Source organism: Pseudomonas sp. NPDC086278, assembly GCF_050280905.1.
Lineage (GTDB): Bacteria > Pseudomonadota > Gammaproteobacteria > Pseudomonadales > Pseudomonadaceae > Aquipseudomonas.
On sequence record NZ_JBNNWE010000062.1, the window covers coordinates 1 to 15,929 of the forward strand.

Annotated in this window: 17 protein-coding genes; 8 read left to right on the plus strand and 9 right to left on the minus strand. The window is 60.1% G+C overall.

Annotated features, from left to right (window positions below):
• From ACQKP4_RS19010 to rpoE, 3 genes are all read right to left on the minus strand, one after another.
• Nucleotides 1-626, minus strand: a 626-nt coding sequence (locus ACQKP4_RS19010; protein ID WP_427635186.1) for a sigma-E factor regulatory protein RseB domain-containing protein, incomplete at its 3' end; no start/stop codon positions are given.
• An 8-nt stretch (nucleotides 627-634) separates the two neighbouring features.
• Nucleotides 635-1,222, minus strand: coding sequence for a sigma-E factor negative regulatory protein (locus ACQKP4_RS19015; RefSeq protein WP_427635187.1), 588 nt, complete (start codon nucleotides 1,220-1,222; stop codon nucleotides 635-637).
• 30 nt (nucleotides 1,223-1,252) lie between these two features.
• Nucleotides 1,253-1,834: an RNA polymerase sigma factor RpoE gene (rpoE, locus tag ACQKP4_RS19020; protein ID WP_007944079.1), complete on the minus strand. Its 582-nt coding sequence runs from the start codon at nucleotides 1,832-1,834 to the stop codon at nucleotides 1,253-1,255.
• 558 nt (nucleotides 1,835-2,392) lie between these two features.
• Here rpoE and nadB point away from each other — a divergent pair.
• Nucleotides 2,393-4,009, plus strand: a complete 1,617-nt coding sequence (gene nadB, locus ACQKP4_RS19025; RefSeq protein ID WP_427635188.1) for an L-aspartate oxidase — start codon at nucleotides 2,393-2,395, stop codon at nucleotides 4,007-4,009.
• Here nadB and ACQKP4_RS19030 read toward each other — a convergent pair.
• Nucleotides 3,978-4,430, minus strand: a complete 453-nt coding sequence (locus tag ACQKP4_RS19030; protein WP_427635189.1) for a protein YgfX — start codon at nucleotides 4,428-4,430, stop codon at nucleotides 3,978-3,980. The two genes, nadB and ACQKP4_RS19030, sit on opposite strands and share 32 nt — an antisense overlap.
• Nucleotides 4,414-4,668 carry a succinate dehydrogenase assembly factor 2 gene (locus tag ACQKP4_RS19035; RefSeq protein ID WP_007944081.1) on the minus strand — a complete coding sequence of 85 codons (255 nt, stop codon included), beginning with the start codon at nucleotides 4,666-4,668 and terminating at the stop codon, nucleotides 4,414-4,416. The genes ACQKP4_RS19030 and ACQKP4_RS19035 overlap by 17 nt, the downstream gene beginning before the upstream one ends.
• A 148-nt stretch (nucleotides 4,669-4,816) precedes the next feature.
• Here ACQKP4_RS19035 and ACQKP4_RS19040 point away from each other — a divergent pair, with 148 nt between their 5' ends.
• Nucleotides 4,817-5,758, plus strand: coding sequence for a YgfZ/GcvT domain-containing protein (locus ACQKP4_RS19040; protein WP_427635190.1), 942 nt, complete (start codon nucleotides 4,817-4,819; stop codon nucleotides 5,756-5,758).
• 35 nt (nucleotides 5,759-5,793) lie between these two features.
• Entirely contained in the window at nucleotides 5,794-6,615 is an 822-nt protein-coding gene (locus tag ACQKP4_RS19045) for an HDOD domain-containing protein (protein WP_427635191.1), read from the plus strand.
• A 44-nt stretch (nucleotides 6,616-6,659) separates the two neighbouring features.
• Here the strand turns inward: ACQKP4_RS19045 and ACQKP4_RS19050 are convergent, their stop codons facing one another.
• Nucleotides 6,660-8,048: a sensor histidine kinase gene (locus tag ACQKP4_RS19050; RefSeq protein WP_427635192.1), complete on the minus strand. Its 1,389-nt coding sequence runs from the start codon at nucleotides 8,046-8,048 to the stop codon at nucleotides 6,660-6,662.
• Nucleotides 8,041-8,712 carry a response regulator gene (locus tag ACQKP4_RS19055; protein WP_123406211.1) on the minus strand — a complete coding sequence of 224 codons (672 nt, stop codon included), beginning with the start codon at nucleotides 8,710-8,712 and terminating at the stop codon, nucleotides 8,041-8,043. The genes ACQKP4_RS19050 and ACQKP4_RS19055 overlap by 8 nt, the downstream gene beginning before the upstream one ends.
• Before the next feature lie 393 nt (nucleotides 8,713-9,105).
• Here ACQKP4_RS19055 and ACQKP4_RS19060 point away from each other — a divergent pair, with 393 nt between their 5' ends.
• From ACQKP4_RS19060 to ACQKP4_RS19075, 4 genes are read left to right on the plus strand one after another with little or no spacing between them, the layout of a single operon-like run.
• Nucleotides 9,106-10,083, plus strand: coding sequence for a Bug family tripartite tricarboxylate transporter substrate binding protein (locus tag ACQKP4_RS19060; RefSeq protein ID WP_427635193.1), 978 nt, complete (start codon nucleotides 9,106-9,108; stop codon nucleotides 10,081-10,083).
• 58 nt (nucleotides 10,084-10,141) lie between these two features.
• Nucleotides 10,142-10,600 carry a tripartite tricarboxylate transporter TctB family protein gene (locus ACQKP4_RS19065; protein WP_427635194.1) on the plus strand — a complete coding sequence of 153 codons (459 nt, stop codon included), beginning with the start codon at nucleotides 10,142-10,144 and terminating at the stop codon, nucleotides 10,598-10,600.
• 1 nt (nucleotide 10,601) lies between these two features.
• Entirely contained in the window at nucleotides 10,602-12,116 is a 1,515-nt protein-coding gene (locus tag ACQKP4_RS19070) for a tripartite tricarboxylate transporter permease (protein WP_427635195.1), read from the plus strand.
• Nucleotides 12,109-13,149: an AbrB family transcriptional regulator gene (locus ACQKP4_RS19075; RefSeq protein WP_427635196.1), complete on the plus strand. Its 1,041-nt coding sequence runs from the start codon at nucleotides 12,109-12,111 to the stop codon at nucleotides 13,147-13,149. Before ACQKP4_RS19070 ends, ACQKP4_RS19075 begins: the two co-directional genes overlap by 8 nt.
• Nucleotides 13,150-13,204: 55 nt before the next feature.
• Here ACQKP4_RS19075 and ung read toward each other — a convergent pair whose 3' ends face one another.
• Complete coding sequence (ung, locus tag ACQKP4_RS19080; protein ID WP_427635197.1) at nucleotides 13,205-13,897, minus strand: uracil-DNA glycosylase; 693 nt, start codon at nucleotides 13,895-13,897, stop codon at nucleotides 13,205-13,207.
• Nucleotides 13,898-14,029: 132 nt separating this feature from the next.
• Here ung and ACQKP4_RS19085 point away from each other — a divergent pair, with 132 nt between their 5' ends.
• Nucleotides 14,030-15,133 carry an enoyl-CoA hydratase/isomerase family protein gene (locus ACQKP4_RS19085; protein ID WP_427635198.1) on the plus strand — a complete coding sequence of 368 codons (1,104 nt, stop codon included), beginning with the start codon at nucleotides 14,030-14,032 and terminating at the stop codon, nucleotides 15,131-15,133.
• 120 nt (nucleotides 15,134-15,253) lie between these two features.
• Here ACQKP4_RS19085 and ACQKP4_RS19090 read toward each other — a convergent pair whose 3' ends face one another.
• A complete protein-coding gene (locus tag ACQKP4_RS19090) occupies nucleotides 15,254-15,712 on the minus strand; it encodes a hypothetical protein (RefSeq protein WP_427635199.1) in 459 nt (152 codons plus the stop codon).
• Nucleotides 15,713-15,929: the final 217 nt, after the last annotated feature.

The following is a 15,929-nucleotide window of genomic DNA, read 5'->3' on the forward strand; positions in this document are numbered from 1 at the left end:
GCGGAAGCCTTGTCACTGTCAAGCGTGACCGCCTTGCAATCAGCGCCAGGTTGAAGGTCTTTCTCCGTCGGCACGTCGGCCGTATCCAGTTGCGTGAACTGGAAACGCTCCAGCAACTGCCCTTTATCATTGAGTAGCAATGATTTGAGAGGCAGGCCGGTTTCTTTATCCAGATGAAGCTCAAAGCCATAACGATGCTGATCACGTGGGGTCAGTGAAACAATCACCGCCTCACGTCCAGCCACACGCGACTTGCCGATCACGGCAAGGTCATACCAATTTTTCAGCTTTTGTGGATCGAGTGCACGAGCGGCAGAGTTGGGTGAATCCCCAAGCCCTGCAATCAGAATGCCGCTGACGCATTGAGTATGCCCATCAATGCGCACAACTTCCTGTGCGGAACCGTCGAGCTGGAGTAAACGCTCGCGGACCTTTCCATCCTGGACGCGATGCCAGATGTTATGGGTAGAAAAACTACCGTTACGCTCGTAGACAAAAGTACCGTTAAAGCTCTGCTGTTGCTCGGCCTGGCCAAGACGGGTCAACCAGTCCTGAGCCTCATCAGCATGGGCTGGAACAATGAACCAGCCACCGAGCAGAAGCGAAAGTAGAGGTATGGCGCGCATGATCCTCCTTAACGGTTTTCCAGGCTGGCTGCGCGAGCGTAAGGCAGAGCGCTCTCAGTACCTTTCAGTGCAGCCTGTTGAGCATGTTGGCGCAAGTAGCTTGGCAGACGCTGATCGTGCCAGCCTGGCTGACCTTGCAATACACCGTTGGCCATAGGGCCAGTGGCATCTGAACTCTCATTGTAGCCTGCCAATACAGCCGGACCCTTGACCTGAGGAACGGCCAGACCGGGCTGAGTGGATTGCTGTGCCAGTTCAACTCCGGCGATTTCGTCCTGATTGTAAAGACGCACACCAGCCAGTACGGCAACAGTCACCGAAGCAGCGACGGCCAGACGACCCAGGCTGCGCCATGGACCACGAGAAGCTTTTGCCGGTGCGGTTTCGTCTTCCAGAGCAGCAGAGACTGCCGCAGCGATATCCAGACGTGGAAGCAGCAAATCCTTGTGCATGACTGCCCGAGCGATTTGATAACGAGCCCAGGTGTCACGGGTTTCAACATCGTCAAAGGCGTTTAACACCCGACGCAATTCCAGTTCGTCCGCTTCGTTATCCATCACTGCGGACAGCGATTCCTGCAGGGCTTCACGACTCATGGCGTTCCTCTCTTGGCTGTCGCCGCTGTCTCAGTTTTCCTGCAACAACGGCTGCAGGGCTTTATCGATGGCTTCCCGAGCGCGGAAAATCCGGGAGCGCACGGTACCCACCGGACATTGCATGACTGCCGCAATGTCCTCGTAACTCAGACCATCGAATTCACGTAAAGTTAAAGCCGTACGCAAATCTTCTGGAAGTTGCTGAATGGTTCGATGGACGGTGCCTTCGATCTCATCCCGCAGCAGTGCACGTTCTGGCGACTCGAGATCCTTGAGGCCATGATCGCCATCGTAGAACTCTGCGTCCTCGGAACTGACATCGCTATCCGGCGGCCGACGGCCGCGTGAAACCAGATAGTTTTTCGCCGTGTTAATGGCGATGCGGTAAAGCCACGTATAAAACGCGCTGTCTCCGCGAAAGTTTCCTAGAGCACGGTACGCCTTGATAAAGGCTTCCTGTGCCACATCCTGGGCTTCATGGGTGTCGTGCACGAAACGCACGATCAACCCGAGAATTTTGTGCTGATATTTCAGCACTAGCAGATCAAATGCTCGCTTGTCACCGCGTTGAACGCGCTCGACCAGCTGCTGATCCTCTTCCTGGGTTAGCATGAACACTCCTCGATAAGCTCAGAGGAGGCTTGCATAACTAAACGACCAGACTTGCAAACATAGACTCGGGCTTTTCGCAAAAGTTCTCCCCCTCCAAGCAAGTTTCCTGCGGGCTCTGATTTGGCACGCACGAAAAGCGCAGCTCGGCTCAACCCGGCTGCGCGAATAATCTTGTCATCGAATTCGCTAGCAAGGATCCAATCGCAGATCCCGCACTGAAGCCGACACTGTCCTTCTTTTCAGGCACCGTCTATTGATCTTGGGCCTTTGGCAAAAGTTCCAAATATTTATAGACGGGAGCAACCGACATTGTGCAACCCTGAACGGAAAAAGACTGTTAAATCCACGATACAGTCGACTTGTCGTCGATTCGGTCAAAAAACCATCCGACGAAGCGTCGCGTTTTTTCCGTCACAGTAGTTTCACAATGCCATATGCGCTCGGGTATTGTGCCGCTCCCCCCCTCTATATACTAGTGGGCTGTGTGGCTGCCTTGACTCGCAGGTCCAGGAGTCTTGCGCCAACCCCGACCCGGGTCGCTTTGAGCGGAATCCTGAAATGAGCCAACAGTTTCAACACGATGTTCTGGTGATTGGCAGCGGCGCTGCCGGTTTAAGCCTGGCGCTGACCTTGCCGGGGCATTTGCGCATTGCGGTGCTGAGCAAAGGCGACCTCGCCAACGGCTCGACGTTTTGGGCGCAGGGCGGCGTTGCTGCCGTTCTGGATGATACCGACACTGTCGAATCCCACGTCGACGATACGCTGAACGCCGGCGGCGGCCTCTGTCACGAAGACGCCGTGCGCTTCACCGTCGAGCACAGCAAAGAAGCCATTCAGTGGCTGATCGACCAAGGCGTGCCGTTCACCCGCGATGAGCAGTCCGGCACCGAAGACGGCGGATTCGAGTTCCACCTGACCCGTGAAGGCGGTCACAGCCATCGACGCATCATTCACGCCGCCGATGCTACTGGCGCGGCGATCTTCAAGACGTTGCTGGCCCAAGCCAAGCAACGGCCCAACGTCGAGCTGCTGGAACAGCGCGTCGCGGTGGATCTGATCACCGAAAAGCGCCTGGGCCTTGAAGGTGAGCGCTGCCTCGGCGCCTACGTACTCAATCGCAATACCGGTGAAGTCGATACCTACGGCGCTCGTTTCGTGATTCTTGCCTCGGGCGGCGCAGCCAAGGTGTACCTCTATACCAGCAATCCCGACGGCGCTTGCGGCGATGGCATCGCCATGGCCTGGCGATCAGGTTGCCGAGTCGCGAATCTTGAGTTCAACCAGTTCCACCCGACGTGCCTGTACCATCCGCAAGCCAAGAGTTTCCTGATAACCGAAGCCCTGCGTGGCGAAGGTGCGCACCTGAAACTGCCAAACGGCGAGCGGTTCATGCAGCGTTTTGACCCGCGTGCCGAATTGGCGCCACGGGACATCGTCGCCCGCGCCATCGACCACGAGATGAAGCGTCTGGGTGTCGACTGTGTCTACCTGGACATCAGCCACAAGCCGGAAGCGTTCATCAAGACTCACTTCCCGACGGTTTATGAGCGGTGCCTCGAGTTTTCCATCGACATCACCAAACAACCGATCCCGGTGGTGCCGGCCGCGCACTACACCTGCGGCGGCGTAATGGTCGATCAGCACGGGCGCACCGACGTGCCGGGGCTGTATGCCATTGGCGAAACCAGTTTTACCGGCCTGCACGGCGCCAACCGCATGGCCAGCAACTCGTTGCTGGAGTGTTTTGTCTACGCCCGCTCGGCGGCGGCGGACATTCTTCGCCAATTGCCACAGGTTTCGATTCCGATCGCCCTGCCCGTCTGGGACGCCAGCCAGGTCACCGACTCCGACGAAGACGTGATCATTGCGCACAACTGGGATGAACTGCGCCGATTCATGTGGGACTACGTCGGCATCGTGCGCACCAACAAACGCTTGCAGCGGGCGCAGCATCGCGTGCGGTTGCTGCTGGATGAGATCGACGAGTTCTACAGCAACTATAAGGTCAGCCGGGACTTGATCGAGCTGCGCAACCTGGCACAAGTGGCGGAGCTGATGATTCAGTCAGCCATGGAGCGCAAGGAAAGTCGCGGCCTGCATTACACGCTCGACTACCCGGACCTGCTGCCGGTCGCGCTGGACACTATTCTGGTGCCGCCCACCTACGCCGACTGAACGCGAGCCGAACCCGCAGGCGCCGGTGCAGATCAGCCGCCTGCGAGTCCCGGGGTACACAAATCGATCTGACCCGCCGCTCGCCGCGCAATCGAAACCGCACCACCACAATCAACGGCAGCGCCAGACTGTCCGGCCGCAGTTGCACCGGTTGCCAGCCCCGAGCCTGATTCCACAACTGCCATCCCTGGGCATCGCGCCGCAAGCCGCGAAATGCCTGAGGATGGCTCAGCAAGATCTGGCGCGGCAGCAGCCAGAAACCATGAGCCAGGCAGCAAGAAGCGCCGAGCAGGCTGGCCCAGAGCGGTATAGAAAGAAGAAGCAGCGAACCCAGCGCGAACAGCTGGGCCAGAAGATACGCCGCCAGCAACTGCCGCGAGGCATGCCAGCGGCATTCGAACGTATTACTTGGGCTGGACACGATCCAGGATCATGCGAACCATGCGCTGAAGCTCAGGATCTTCCGATTCGGCGCGCTCCATGAACCAGCCGAACATGTCCTGATCTTCGCACTCGAGCAGCTTGCGGTAGCAATCGCGGTCGACATCGTTGAGGTGCGGGTAGACCTCTTTCACGAACGGCACCAGCAACACGTCCAGCTCGAGCATGCCCCGGCGGCTGTGCCAGTAGAGGCGATTCAGTTCAACATCTTCGACCATGGAGCGCTCCTCAAATAGGCGGCAAGTATACAGCCCTGTGCGGCCTCGCACAGTCGGCTTTGGTCGGCCATGCCAGCCTTTTGTGAACTACCCATTTCATGGGCGCCCCCTTATGATGTCCCCCAGACTCTTTACCCTGCGATGACCCATGGCCGATTCCGCTTTTTTCTGCACCCTGTCACACGAAGGCGTTCTCGCCGTCCGCGGCGCGGACGCCGGCAAATTCCTGCAAGGCCAATTGACCTGCAACCTCAACTACCTCAGCGACACCCAGGCCAGCCTTGGCGCCCGCTGCACGCAGAAAGGCCGGATGCAATCGAGCTTTCGTATTTTGCTGCAAGGTGACGGCGTGCTGCTGGCGATGGCCACCGAACTCCTGGAACCGCAATTGGCGGACCTGAAAAAGTACGCGGTGTTCTCCAAATCCAGACTCACCGATGAAAGCGCCGCCTGGGTCCGCTTCGGCCTGGAACATGGCGATGCCGCGCTGACCAGCCTCGGCCTGGAGCTGCCGGCCGACACCGACAGTGTTGTGCGCAATGAAAATCTGATCGCCATTCGTGTCTCACCCGCTCGCGCTGAATTGTGGGCTGCCGCCGATCAGGCCGACACCCTCAAGCGCAAGCTGTCGGCCATGTTGGCTGAGGGCGACCTGAATCAATGGCTGCTGGGGCAGATCCGCGCAGGGATCGGCCAGGTCATGCCAGGTACCCGCGAGTTGTTCATCCCGCAAATGCTCAATTTGCAAGCGGTCGGCGGTGTGAGTTTCAAGAAAGGTTGCTACACCGGCCAGGAAATCGTCGCGCGGATGCAGTACCTGGGCAAACTCAAGCGGCGTCTGTACCGCTTGACGCTGGAGGCCAGCGAAACACCTGAACCGGGCACGCCGCTGTTTTCCCCAAGCCACGGCAGTTCAATCGGCGAAGTCGTTCTGGCTGCCAACGCGGGGCCAGACATTGAACTCCTGGCCGTGTTGCAAGCCGAAGCAGCAGAAGGTGGCGACATCCATCTGGGCGCCCTCGAAGGCCCGGCCCTGCATATGCTCGACCTGCCTTACACGCTGGATCGCGATCAAGAAATCCAGCGTTAACAGCAGCTTTTTTTGCAACACCCTAGAGAACAGAAATGAGCGATCTGGCGGATAAGGTCCAACAGGATTTGGTTGAGGCCATCGATAACGATGACCTGGTCCTGCCAACATTACCGGAAGTGGCCATGCAGATTCGCAAGGCCGCTGAAGATCCGGAAGTCAGTGTCAGCACCCTGAGCAAAGTGATCGGTCGCGACACCGCGCTCTCGGCGCGCCTGATCAAAGTCGTCAACAGCCCGTTACTGCGCGCAACGCAGGAAGTCACTGACCTGCACACCGCAATCACTCGCCTGGGCGTCAATTACAGCAGCAATCTGGCCATTGGCCTGGTGATGGAGCAGATCTTCCATGCACGCTCCGACGTGGTGGGACAGAAAATGCGCGATGTCTGGCGCAAAAGCCTGGAAATCGCCGGCGTCAGTTATGCACTGTGCCGCAGTTACTCCCAACTCAAACCCGACCAGGCGGCACTGGGCGGGCTGGTGCATCAGATCGGCGTGCTACCGATTCTGACCTATGCCGAAGATCACAATGAATTGCTGTCCGACCCGATCAGCCTGAATCACGTGATTGATCGCATTCATCCGCTGCTGGGCGACAAGTTGCTCAGGGTCTGGGACTTCCCGGAGAAGCTGGTGAAGGTGCCGGGGCAATACCTGGACTTCAAGCGGCAGTCCGACCGGATTGATTATGTCGATCTGGTGCAAGTGGCCAGCCTCTATTGCCATCAGGGCACCGACCACCCGCTGGGACGGATTGATCTGCTCAGCGTGCCGTCGTTCCAGAAGCTGGGAATTGACCTGCAGCACAAGGCCATGTGCAAGGACCTGGAAGATTCGCGCTCAATGTTTTACTGATCGAAACCGGGTTGCCTGCTCGCGCAGGTTCACAACCGGTCACCTCACTCCCCCGCAATAAAACTCACCCGAACCTTCAACCCCGCCGATGCACCATCGTGCAGGCTGATCTGGGCCAAATGTGCGCGGCAGATTTCGCCGACGATCGCCAACCCCAACCCCGATCCGGCCACCTGCTGATTACGCCGATAAAAACGCTCGAACACCCGATCCCGTTCATCAATGGGAATTCCCGGTCCATCGTCCTCGACCTCCAGCACCGCCGGCGCCGTGACCCGCAAAATCACATTGCCACCGGGGGGTGTATGGGCCAACGCGTTATCCACCAGGTTGCTCAGCAATTCATTCAACAGGGTCGGCTCACCGCGCAGCCACACCGGCTCGTCCGCTTCCAACGCCAGTGCCACGCCCCGTGCATGGGCCAGCGGCGCCATCGCCATGCCCAGTTCACGGGCCAGCTGACTCAAATCCAGCAACTGGGCACCGCCCTCGGCAATCGCCCGCGCACCGTTTTCAACCCGCGCCAGCGAGAGCAGTTGGTTGGCCAGATGGGTCAGGCGATCGGTGCCCTGAGCCGCCGTTTCCAGGGTGCTGTGCCAGATTTGCGGTTCGTCTGAACGAAGCCCCAGTTCGAGTCGCGCCTTGATCGCCGCCAGCGGCGTGCGCAACTCATGGGCCGCATCGGCGATGAACTGCGCCTGCCGCTCGAACTGCCCGCGCAGACGCTCGGTAAAGTGATTGAGCGCGCGCACCAGCGGCCACAACTCATGCTGCACTTCCACCAACGGCAACGGCCGCAAGTCATCGGACTGGCGCTCTTCCACCGCCGTGCGCAGGCGCTCCAGCGGACGCAACGCCGCGCTCACCGCGAACCACACCATCAGCAACGCACCAATCGCCAGCATGCCCAAGCGCAGTAAGGTGTCCGCCGCCAGGCTGCGGGCCATGGCGACCCGTGCCTCGTCGGTCTCCGCCACACGAATTTCCGCCATGCCGTTCATGTTCGGTTCGCTGACGGGTTTGAGCAGGCTCACCACACGCACGTTTTGCCCGCGGTAAGTGGCGTTATAGAAACGCGCCAGCGCCGGGTAGTCATCGGTGCGCGGCGTACCCGGTGGCGGTGGCGGCAGGTTCTCGTAACCCGAGATCAGCTTTTGATTGATGTCGTTGACCAGGTAAAAAATCCGCCCCGCGCTGTCGTAGGCGAAGGTGTCGAGGGCCACGTAAGGCACATCGGCGCTGAGGCTGCCATCGCGCTGGGACACACCGGCGGCGATGGTTCGCGCCGACGCCAGCAAAGTCCGGTCATACGCGGTATCAGCGGCTTCGCGACCGTTCCAGTAAGCGCTCAAGCCACTGGCGAGCATCAACACGATCAGCAACAGCGCGAGGTTCCACAGCAACCGCCAGCGCAGGCTGCTGGGCTTATGCATCGCGGCTTTCCAACAAATAGCCGAGACCGCGAAAGGTCACGATGGCAACAGGCTGGCCGTCGAGTTTCTTGCGCAAGCGATGGACGTAGATTTCGATGGCGTCCGGGCTGGCCTCCTCGTCCAGGCCAAACACTTGCGAGGCCAGTTGCTCCTTGCTCATCACCCGGCCGGGACGGGCGATCAACGCTTCAAGAACCGCCTGTTCACGGGAGGTCAGGGTCAGCAGTTCTTCGCCGAGGGTGAAGCGCCGGGTGTCCAGATCGTAAGCCAGCACGCCGCACGTCTGCTGGCGCTCGCCGCCAAGCACACTGCGGCGCAGCAAGGCTTTGACCCGCGCCTCAAGCTCCGTCAGCTCGAACGGTTTGGCCAGGTAATCGTCCGCGCCGAGGTTCAGGCCGTGCACCCGATCCTTGACGTCGCTGCGAGCGGTCAGCATCAACACCGGCAGGTTCTTGCCCCGGGCACGCAAACGCGCCAGCACTTCAAAGCCATCCATGCGCGGCAGGCCGACATCGAGAATCGCCATCGCGTATTCCTCGCTGCTCAAGGCCAGGTCGGCCGCCACGCCATCGTGCAGCACGTCCACCGTCAAGCCGGTGCTCTTGAGCGCCTGAGCGACACTTTCGGCCAGCTGCAAATGGTCTTCGACGAGCAGAACACGCATGGATCTTTTCCTCATTCAGGGATGGTCGACGCCATTCTTTGGCGCGGAGTTTACAGCCGCATCCGCCGCTGTGAAGCCCGAAAACCGTGAAAGTCCGCTGAAAGGTTAGTGAAAGGTTCGACCGTTAGAGTCGCTCCACGGATGGTTTCGACTGCGAGCCATCAACCCGTGCTTTGAAATGTAGCTCCCGAAAAATGCCTTGATGCGTTTTCGACAATAAGAACAATAAACCGAGGTACTGCACCATGTTGCGTACACAGCTCCAGGCCTGTCTGACCGCCCCTTTCTCTCGATTCCCATCGCTTACGCTCGCCAGCGCCGCTGCCGGTTGCACGACGCGAAACCGCCGCACCTGAAACATCCCCAAAAACAACAACTCCTGTGGAGACAACCATGAATCGATCACTGCGCCGTTTCGCCCTCGCCGCCAGCTGCATGCTGTTCGCCGGCCAATTGCTGGCTGAGCCCAAACGCCCGGAATGCATCGCCCCGGCCTCCCCCGGCGGCGGTTTCGACCTGACCTGCAAACTGGCGCAAAGCGCGCTGGTGAACGAAAAGTTGCTGAGCAAACCGATGCGCGTGACCTACATGCCCGGCGGTGTCGGCGCGGTGGCGTACAACGCGGTGGTCGCCCAGCGCCCGGCCGACGCCGGCACGCTGGTGGCGTGGTCCAGCGGTTCGCTGCTGAACCTGGCGCAGGGCAAGTTCGGTCGTTTCGATGAAACCAACGTGCGTTGGCTGGCAGCGGTCGGCACCAGCTACGGCGCCATCGCGGTGAAAAGCGATTCGCCTTACAAAACCCTGGACGACCTCGTTCAAGCGTTGAAGAAAGACCCGAGCAAAGTGGTGATCGGTTCCGGCGGCACGGTCGGCAGCCAGGACTGGATGCAAACCGCACTCATCGCCAAGGCTGCCGGGATCAACCCGCGCGACCTGCGTTACGTCGCCCTCGAAGGCGGCGGTGAAATTGCCACCGCCCTGCTCGGCGGCCACATCCAGGTCGGCAGCACCGACATCTCCGACTCCATGCCGCACATCCAGAGCGGCGACATGCGCCTGCTGGCGGTGTTCTCCGACAAACGTCTGGACGAGCCGGAAATGAAAGACATCCCGACGGCCAAAGAGCAAGGCTACGACATCGTCTGGCCAGTGGTTCGCGGGTTCTACCTCGGGCCAAAGGTCAGTGATGAAGACTACGCCTGGTGGAAAAACGCCTTCGACAAGCTGCTGGCGTCTGAAGACTTCGCCAAGCTGCGCGATCAGCGGGAACTGTTCCCGTTCGCCATGACCGGCCCGGAGCTGGACACCTACGTGAAGAAGCAGGTCGCGGACTACAAAGTGCTGGCCAAAGAGTTCGGCCTGATCCAGTGATCGCCCCTGTCTAGCGGCGGCGGCCTCGTTTCCCGAGGCCGCCGCCCAGGAGTTTTCCATGCTCTTACAACGTATTTTTGCTTCAGTGCTGTTGCTGGCCTGTCTCAGCCTGGTGCTGATGGCGTGGCCCTACCAGGCACCCTTTTCTTACGAGCCCATCGGCCCACGAGCTTTCCCTCTGTTGATGCTGGGGCTGATGGGGTTGGGGCTGGTGTACATGGTGTACCGCCCCTCGCCGATCAAGCACACCGATGAAGATCCGCCGATGGATCGCGAAACGCTGACCAAGATCGGCCTGTGTATCGTGTTACTGCTGATCTTTGCCGGTTTGTTCGAACCCCTGGGTTTCATCCTCAGCAGCATGCTGATCGGCATTCCGATGGCGCGCCTGTACGGCGGACGCTGGTTGCCGAGCGTGGTGATTATCAGCCTGATGAGTATCGGGCTGTACCTGCTGTTCGACAAAGTCATGGACGTGCCGCTGCCGTTGGGCCTGCTCGACGTACTGGAGAACTGAAATGGATACGCTTGGTTATTTGAGTCACGGCTTCGGCGTCGCCCTCACCCCTTACAACCTGGTCACCGCGCTGTGCGGCACGCTGATCGGCACCGTTGTCGGCTTGTTGCCGGGGCTGGGGCCGATCAACGGGGTGGCGCTGTTGATCCCGATTGCCTTCGCGCTCGGCCTGCCACCGGAGTCGGCGCTTATTCTGCTGGCGGCAGTCTATCTGGGTTGCGAATACGGCGGCCGCATCAGCTCGATTCTGCTGAACATCCCCGGCGAAGCCTCCACCGTGATGACCACGCTCGATGGCTACCCGATGGCGCGTCAGGGCATGGCTGGCGTGGCGTTGTCGCTGTCGGCGTGGAGTTCGTTCATCGGCGCGTTTATCGCCACCTGCGGGATGGTGATCTTTGCGCCGATCCTGGCGAAATGGGCGATTGCCTTCGGCCCCGCGGAATACTTCGTGCTGATGGTGTTCGCAATTGTCTGCCTCGGCGGCATGGCCGGGGATCGACCGCTGAAGACCTTTATTGCAGCGTTGATCGGTCTGTTCCTGTCCACCGTCGGCATCGACGCCAACAGCGGCGTGTACCGTTTCACCGGGGACAACATTCACCTCACCGACGGCATTCAGTTTGTCGTGCTGGTGCTGGGGCTGTTTTCCATCAGTGAAATCCTGTTGCTGCTGGAAAAAACCCACCGCGGCCAGGAAGCGTTCAAAGCCACGGGCCGCATGATGTTCAACTTCAAGGAGGCCGCGTCGGTGTTCTGGGTGAACATGCGCTGCGGTGTGCTCGGTTTCATCATGGGCGTGCTGCCCGGTGCCGGCGCGACACTGGCCAGCGCCGTGGCGTACATGACCGAAAAACGCATCGCCGGCCCGAGCGGAAAATTCGGCCAGGGCGACAAGCGTGGCCTCGCCGCCCCGGAAACCGCCATCGGCGCCGAAGCCTGTGGCGCGCTGGTGCCCATGCTGACCCTCGGCGTGCCGGGTTCGGGCACCACGGCGGTAATGATCGGCGCGCTCTCGCTGTACAACATCACGCCGGGGCCGCTGCTGTTTCAACAGCAACCGGACATCGTCTGGGGCCTGATCGCGTCGTTGTTCATCGCCAACATCATGCTGGTGATCCTCAACATCCCGATGATCCGCATCTTCACCCGCATCCTCGCCGTGCCGAATTGGGCACTGGTGCCGATGATCGCGATCATTACCGCGATTGGCGTGTTCGCGGTGCATGCAACCACCTTCGATCTGTTCCTGATGATCGGCATCGGCATCTTCGGCTACATCCTGCGCAAACTGGACTTCCCGCTGTCACCGGTACTGCTGGGCTTCATCCTCGGCGGCCTGATGGAACAGAACCTGCGCCGTGCCTTGTCGATTTCCAACGGTTCGCTGGAGATTCTCTGGTCCAGTGGAATCACCCTGGGTGTATGGGGGTTGATCGCGGTGATGTTACTGGTGCCGATTGTACGGATCTGGCGCAAGCGCTCGGTCGCCCGACGCGCGCTTGCCGATGTCTGATCGAACACCCTTCAACGCCTGGTGGGGTACGCCGCTGGTCGGCGCGCTGGGCGGCTACCTTGCCAGTCAGATCGGCTGGCCGCTGCCGTGGATGGTCGGCTCGTTGCTGGCGATCATCCTCGTGCGTTGCCTGACGCCGTGGCAATTGGCGGAAATCCCTGGCGGGCGCAAGTGCGGCCAGTGGATCGTCGGCATCGGCATCGGCCTGCACTTCACCCCGGTGGTGATGGAGCAGGTGCTGAGCCATTTCGGCTTGATCTTTTTCGGTGCGTTGATCACCAGCGTGTCCGCCGTGGTCGGCGTGTGGCTGATGCGCCGTACCGGTGAAGATCGCGCCACTGCATTCTTTTCCAGCATGCCTGGCGGCTCCGGCGAGATGGTCAACCTCGGCGCCCGCAACGGCGCGGTGCTCAGCCGTGTGGCGGCGGGGCAAAGCCTGCGGGTGCTGGTGGTGGTGCTTTGCGTACCGGCAGCGTTCAAGTATGTGCTGGGCGACGGAGCGCCAATTGCCCATGCAACGGCCGTCAACTGGTGGTGGCTGGCCCTTCTCTTCCCGGCAGGTGCATTGGCGGCCTGGCTCTGGGAACGTCTGCGTCAACCCAATCCATGGCTGTTCGGGCCGTTGCTGGTGAGTGCGACGGTGAGCATTGGTTGGGATTTACACGTCGGCTTGCCTGACGGCGGCAGCCAGATTGGCCAGTGGCTGATCGGCAGTGGCCTGGGCTGTCACTTCAACCGGCAGTTCTTCCGCCGGGCGCCTTCGTTTATGGGCCGGACCTTGATCGGCACGGTGCTGACGATGTTGATCGCTACCGCAGCGGCGCTTGGGTTGAGTGCGTTGACGCACCTGGATTTGCGCTCACTGACGCTGGGCATGATGCCGGGCGGGATTGCGGAGATGAGCCTGACGGCGGAGACACTGCAACTGTCAGTGCCGCTGGTGACGGCGATGCAGGTGATGCGGCTGTTGTTTGTGTTGTTTCTGGCGGAGCCGTTGTTCAAGTACTGGAACCGGGTGCCGGAGTCCTCCTGACTCGATCCCTGTGGTGAGGGGGCTTGCCCCCTCGCCACAGATGCTCGCGAAGCTTTTAGACTGGCGGCAACCGCCACTCGATCGGCGTCTCGCCGTTCTGCTCCAGAAACTTGTTGGTCCGGCTGAAGTGCCCGCACCCGAGAAAGCCGCGATAAGCAGACAGCGGTGATGGATGCACCGACGTCAGCACCAGGTGCTTGGTGGCGTCGATCAACTTCTGTTTGCTCTGGGCATGGGCGCCCCACAGCATGAACACCAGATGCGGTTGCTGTTCACTGACCACCTCAATGATCCGGTCGGTGAAAAACTGCCAGCCCTTGTCCTTGTGCGCATTGGCATTCGCGCGCTCGACCGTCATGGTGGTGTTGATCATCAACACGCCCTGATCAGCCCAGCTTTGCAGGCAACCATGGCTGGGAATGTCGATGTTCAGGTCGCGTTTCAACTCTTTATAGATGTTCACCAGCGATGGCGGCGCCGGCACACCCGGTTGTACCGAGAAACACAAACCGTGGGCCTGGCCGGGACCGTGATAAGGGTCCTGGCCGAGGATGACCACCTTGACCTTGTCCAGCGGCGTCGAGTTGAGCGCGTTGAAGATCATCGGGCCCGGTGGATAAATCTCTTTGCCCGCCGCGCGCTCCTGTTGCAGGAAGTTGCGCAACTCTGCCATGTAAGGCTGGTCGAACTCAGCACGCAGTGCCTCCTTCCAGCTCGGTTCGAGTTTGATACGGTCATCAGCAGTCATGGTTACATCCGGCAAAAACAATTGGGCGAACCCTAGGAAAGCCCATCACGCTTGTCAATTGATCTGATGCACATCCGGCACTTTCCCGCACAGCGATCATACTGAACGCTCAAATTCCCGATCGAGGTCACGATGAATCTGCACGTCGAAGAACTCACAGGCACCGACGGCGCACGTATTGGCGTCGTCAGCCTGGATGCTGAAAAATCCCTGAACGCATTGTCCTTGCCGATGATCAATGCCCTGCACGACCGGCTTGATGCCTGGGCCAAAGACCCGCAAATCGTCTGCGTGCTGATGCGCGGCAACGGCGCCAAGGCTTTCTGCGCCGGTGGCGAAGTGCGCAGCCTGGTCGAAGCCTGCCGAGCGCACCCCGGCGAAGTGCCACCGTTGGCCGCGAACTTCTTTGCGGCGGAATACCGCTTGGACTTCAGCCTGCACACCTACCCCAAACCGCTGATCTGCTGGGGCCACGGTTATGTGCTCGGCGGCGGCATGGGCTTGCTGCAAGGCGCCAGCATCCGGATTGTCACGCCGAGCAGTCGCCTGGCGATGCCGGAAGTCAGCATCGGTTTATACCCGGACGTCGGCGCCAGTTGGTTCCTGTCGCGCCTGCCCGGCAAGCTCGGGCTGTTTCTCGGCCTGACCGGGGCGCACATGAACGGTCGGGATGCGCTCGATCTGGACCTCGCCGACCGCTTTTTGCTCGACGAACAGCAAGAAGAGTTGATCGAAGGTTTGCTGCAACTGAACTGGCAGGAACAGACGCCGATGCAGCTCAACAGTCTGCTCAAGGCGTTGCAGCAGGAAGCGGTCGCGCAAATGCCCGAAGCACAATGGCTGCCGCGACGTCAGCAGATCGACGAATGGCTGGACGTCAGCGACGTGCGCTGCGCCTGGAAAGCCATCAGTCAGTTGCACGACCACACTGATCCGTTGCTCAGCCGCGCCGCAAAAACCATGAGCGAAGGTTCGCCGCTGACCGCGCACCTGGTGTGGGAACAGATCGCCCGCGCCCGGCATCTGTCGCTGGCTCAAGTCTTTCAGATGGAATACACCATGAGCCTCAACTGCTGTCGGCATCCGGAGTTCAGCGAAGGTGTTCGGGCAAGGCTGATTGATAAGGATCAGCAGCCGCACTGGCATTGGCCGGACATCAACAGCGTGCCGGATGCGGTGGTGGAGGCGCACTTTCAGAAGGTGTGGGAAGGCCGGCATCCGTTGGCGGATTTGTAAGAACACAAAAAATGTGGGAGCGGGCTTGCTCACGAAGGCGGTGGATCAGACAACTTGCATATCACCTGATCCACCGCTTTCGCGAGCAAGCCCGCTCCCACGGGAATTACCTTTTATCCATTAACGATGACCACCCCGGCCACCGTTATCGCCGTGACCATTGCCATGGCCATCGCCGCGTCCGCCGTGGTTATTGTTGCGCCCACCGCCACGGTAATCGTTGTTCCAACCGCCGCGATTGCGGCCGTCCCAGCCGTGATTTTGATAAGCGCGGTAGTCATTTCGTTGCGACTGGTAATAACGGGGTGCCGGTTGATAAACCCGTGGTTGCGCGTAATACCGCGGCGTTGGCTGGTAATAGCGCGCGGGTGGCGAGTAATAGCGTGGTGGCGGCGAGTAATAACCGCCGCCACCCGAGTAGTAAGAACCGCCACCGGCGTAATAGGCCGGCGCGGGCGAGGTGTAGACCTCGGAACTGTAGTAGCTGGCGCCTCCATCGGAATAAGGCACGCATGCGCCCAGCGATAATCCGGATAGAGCAATCAGAAGAATTCTGCGGAGATTTTTTCGACTGAGCATGGCGGCCTCCTGGACCGCGAGTGAGCCGCACCAGCGACGCTGGCGGGCGACAGTCAATTATTCGGTGACTGTCGAAGGATCAGACATCGATTTCGAAATCTGGTGCGGCCTTGCAACAAGTTGAAACATCTCGCCGATGAAAGGTTTTTCATCGAAACCCATCTTCAGAACAGCGGCACTCACATCCCATTTCGGTGCGCGTACGCACCATCACAAT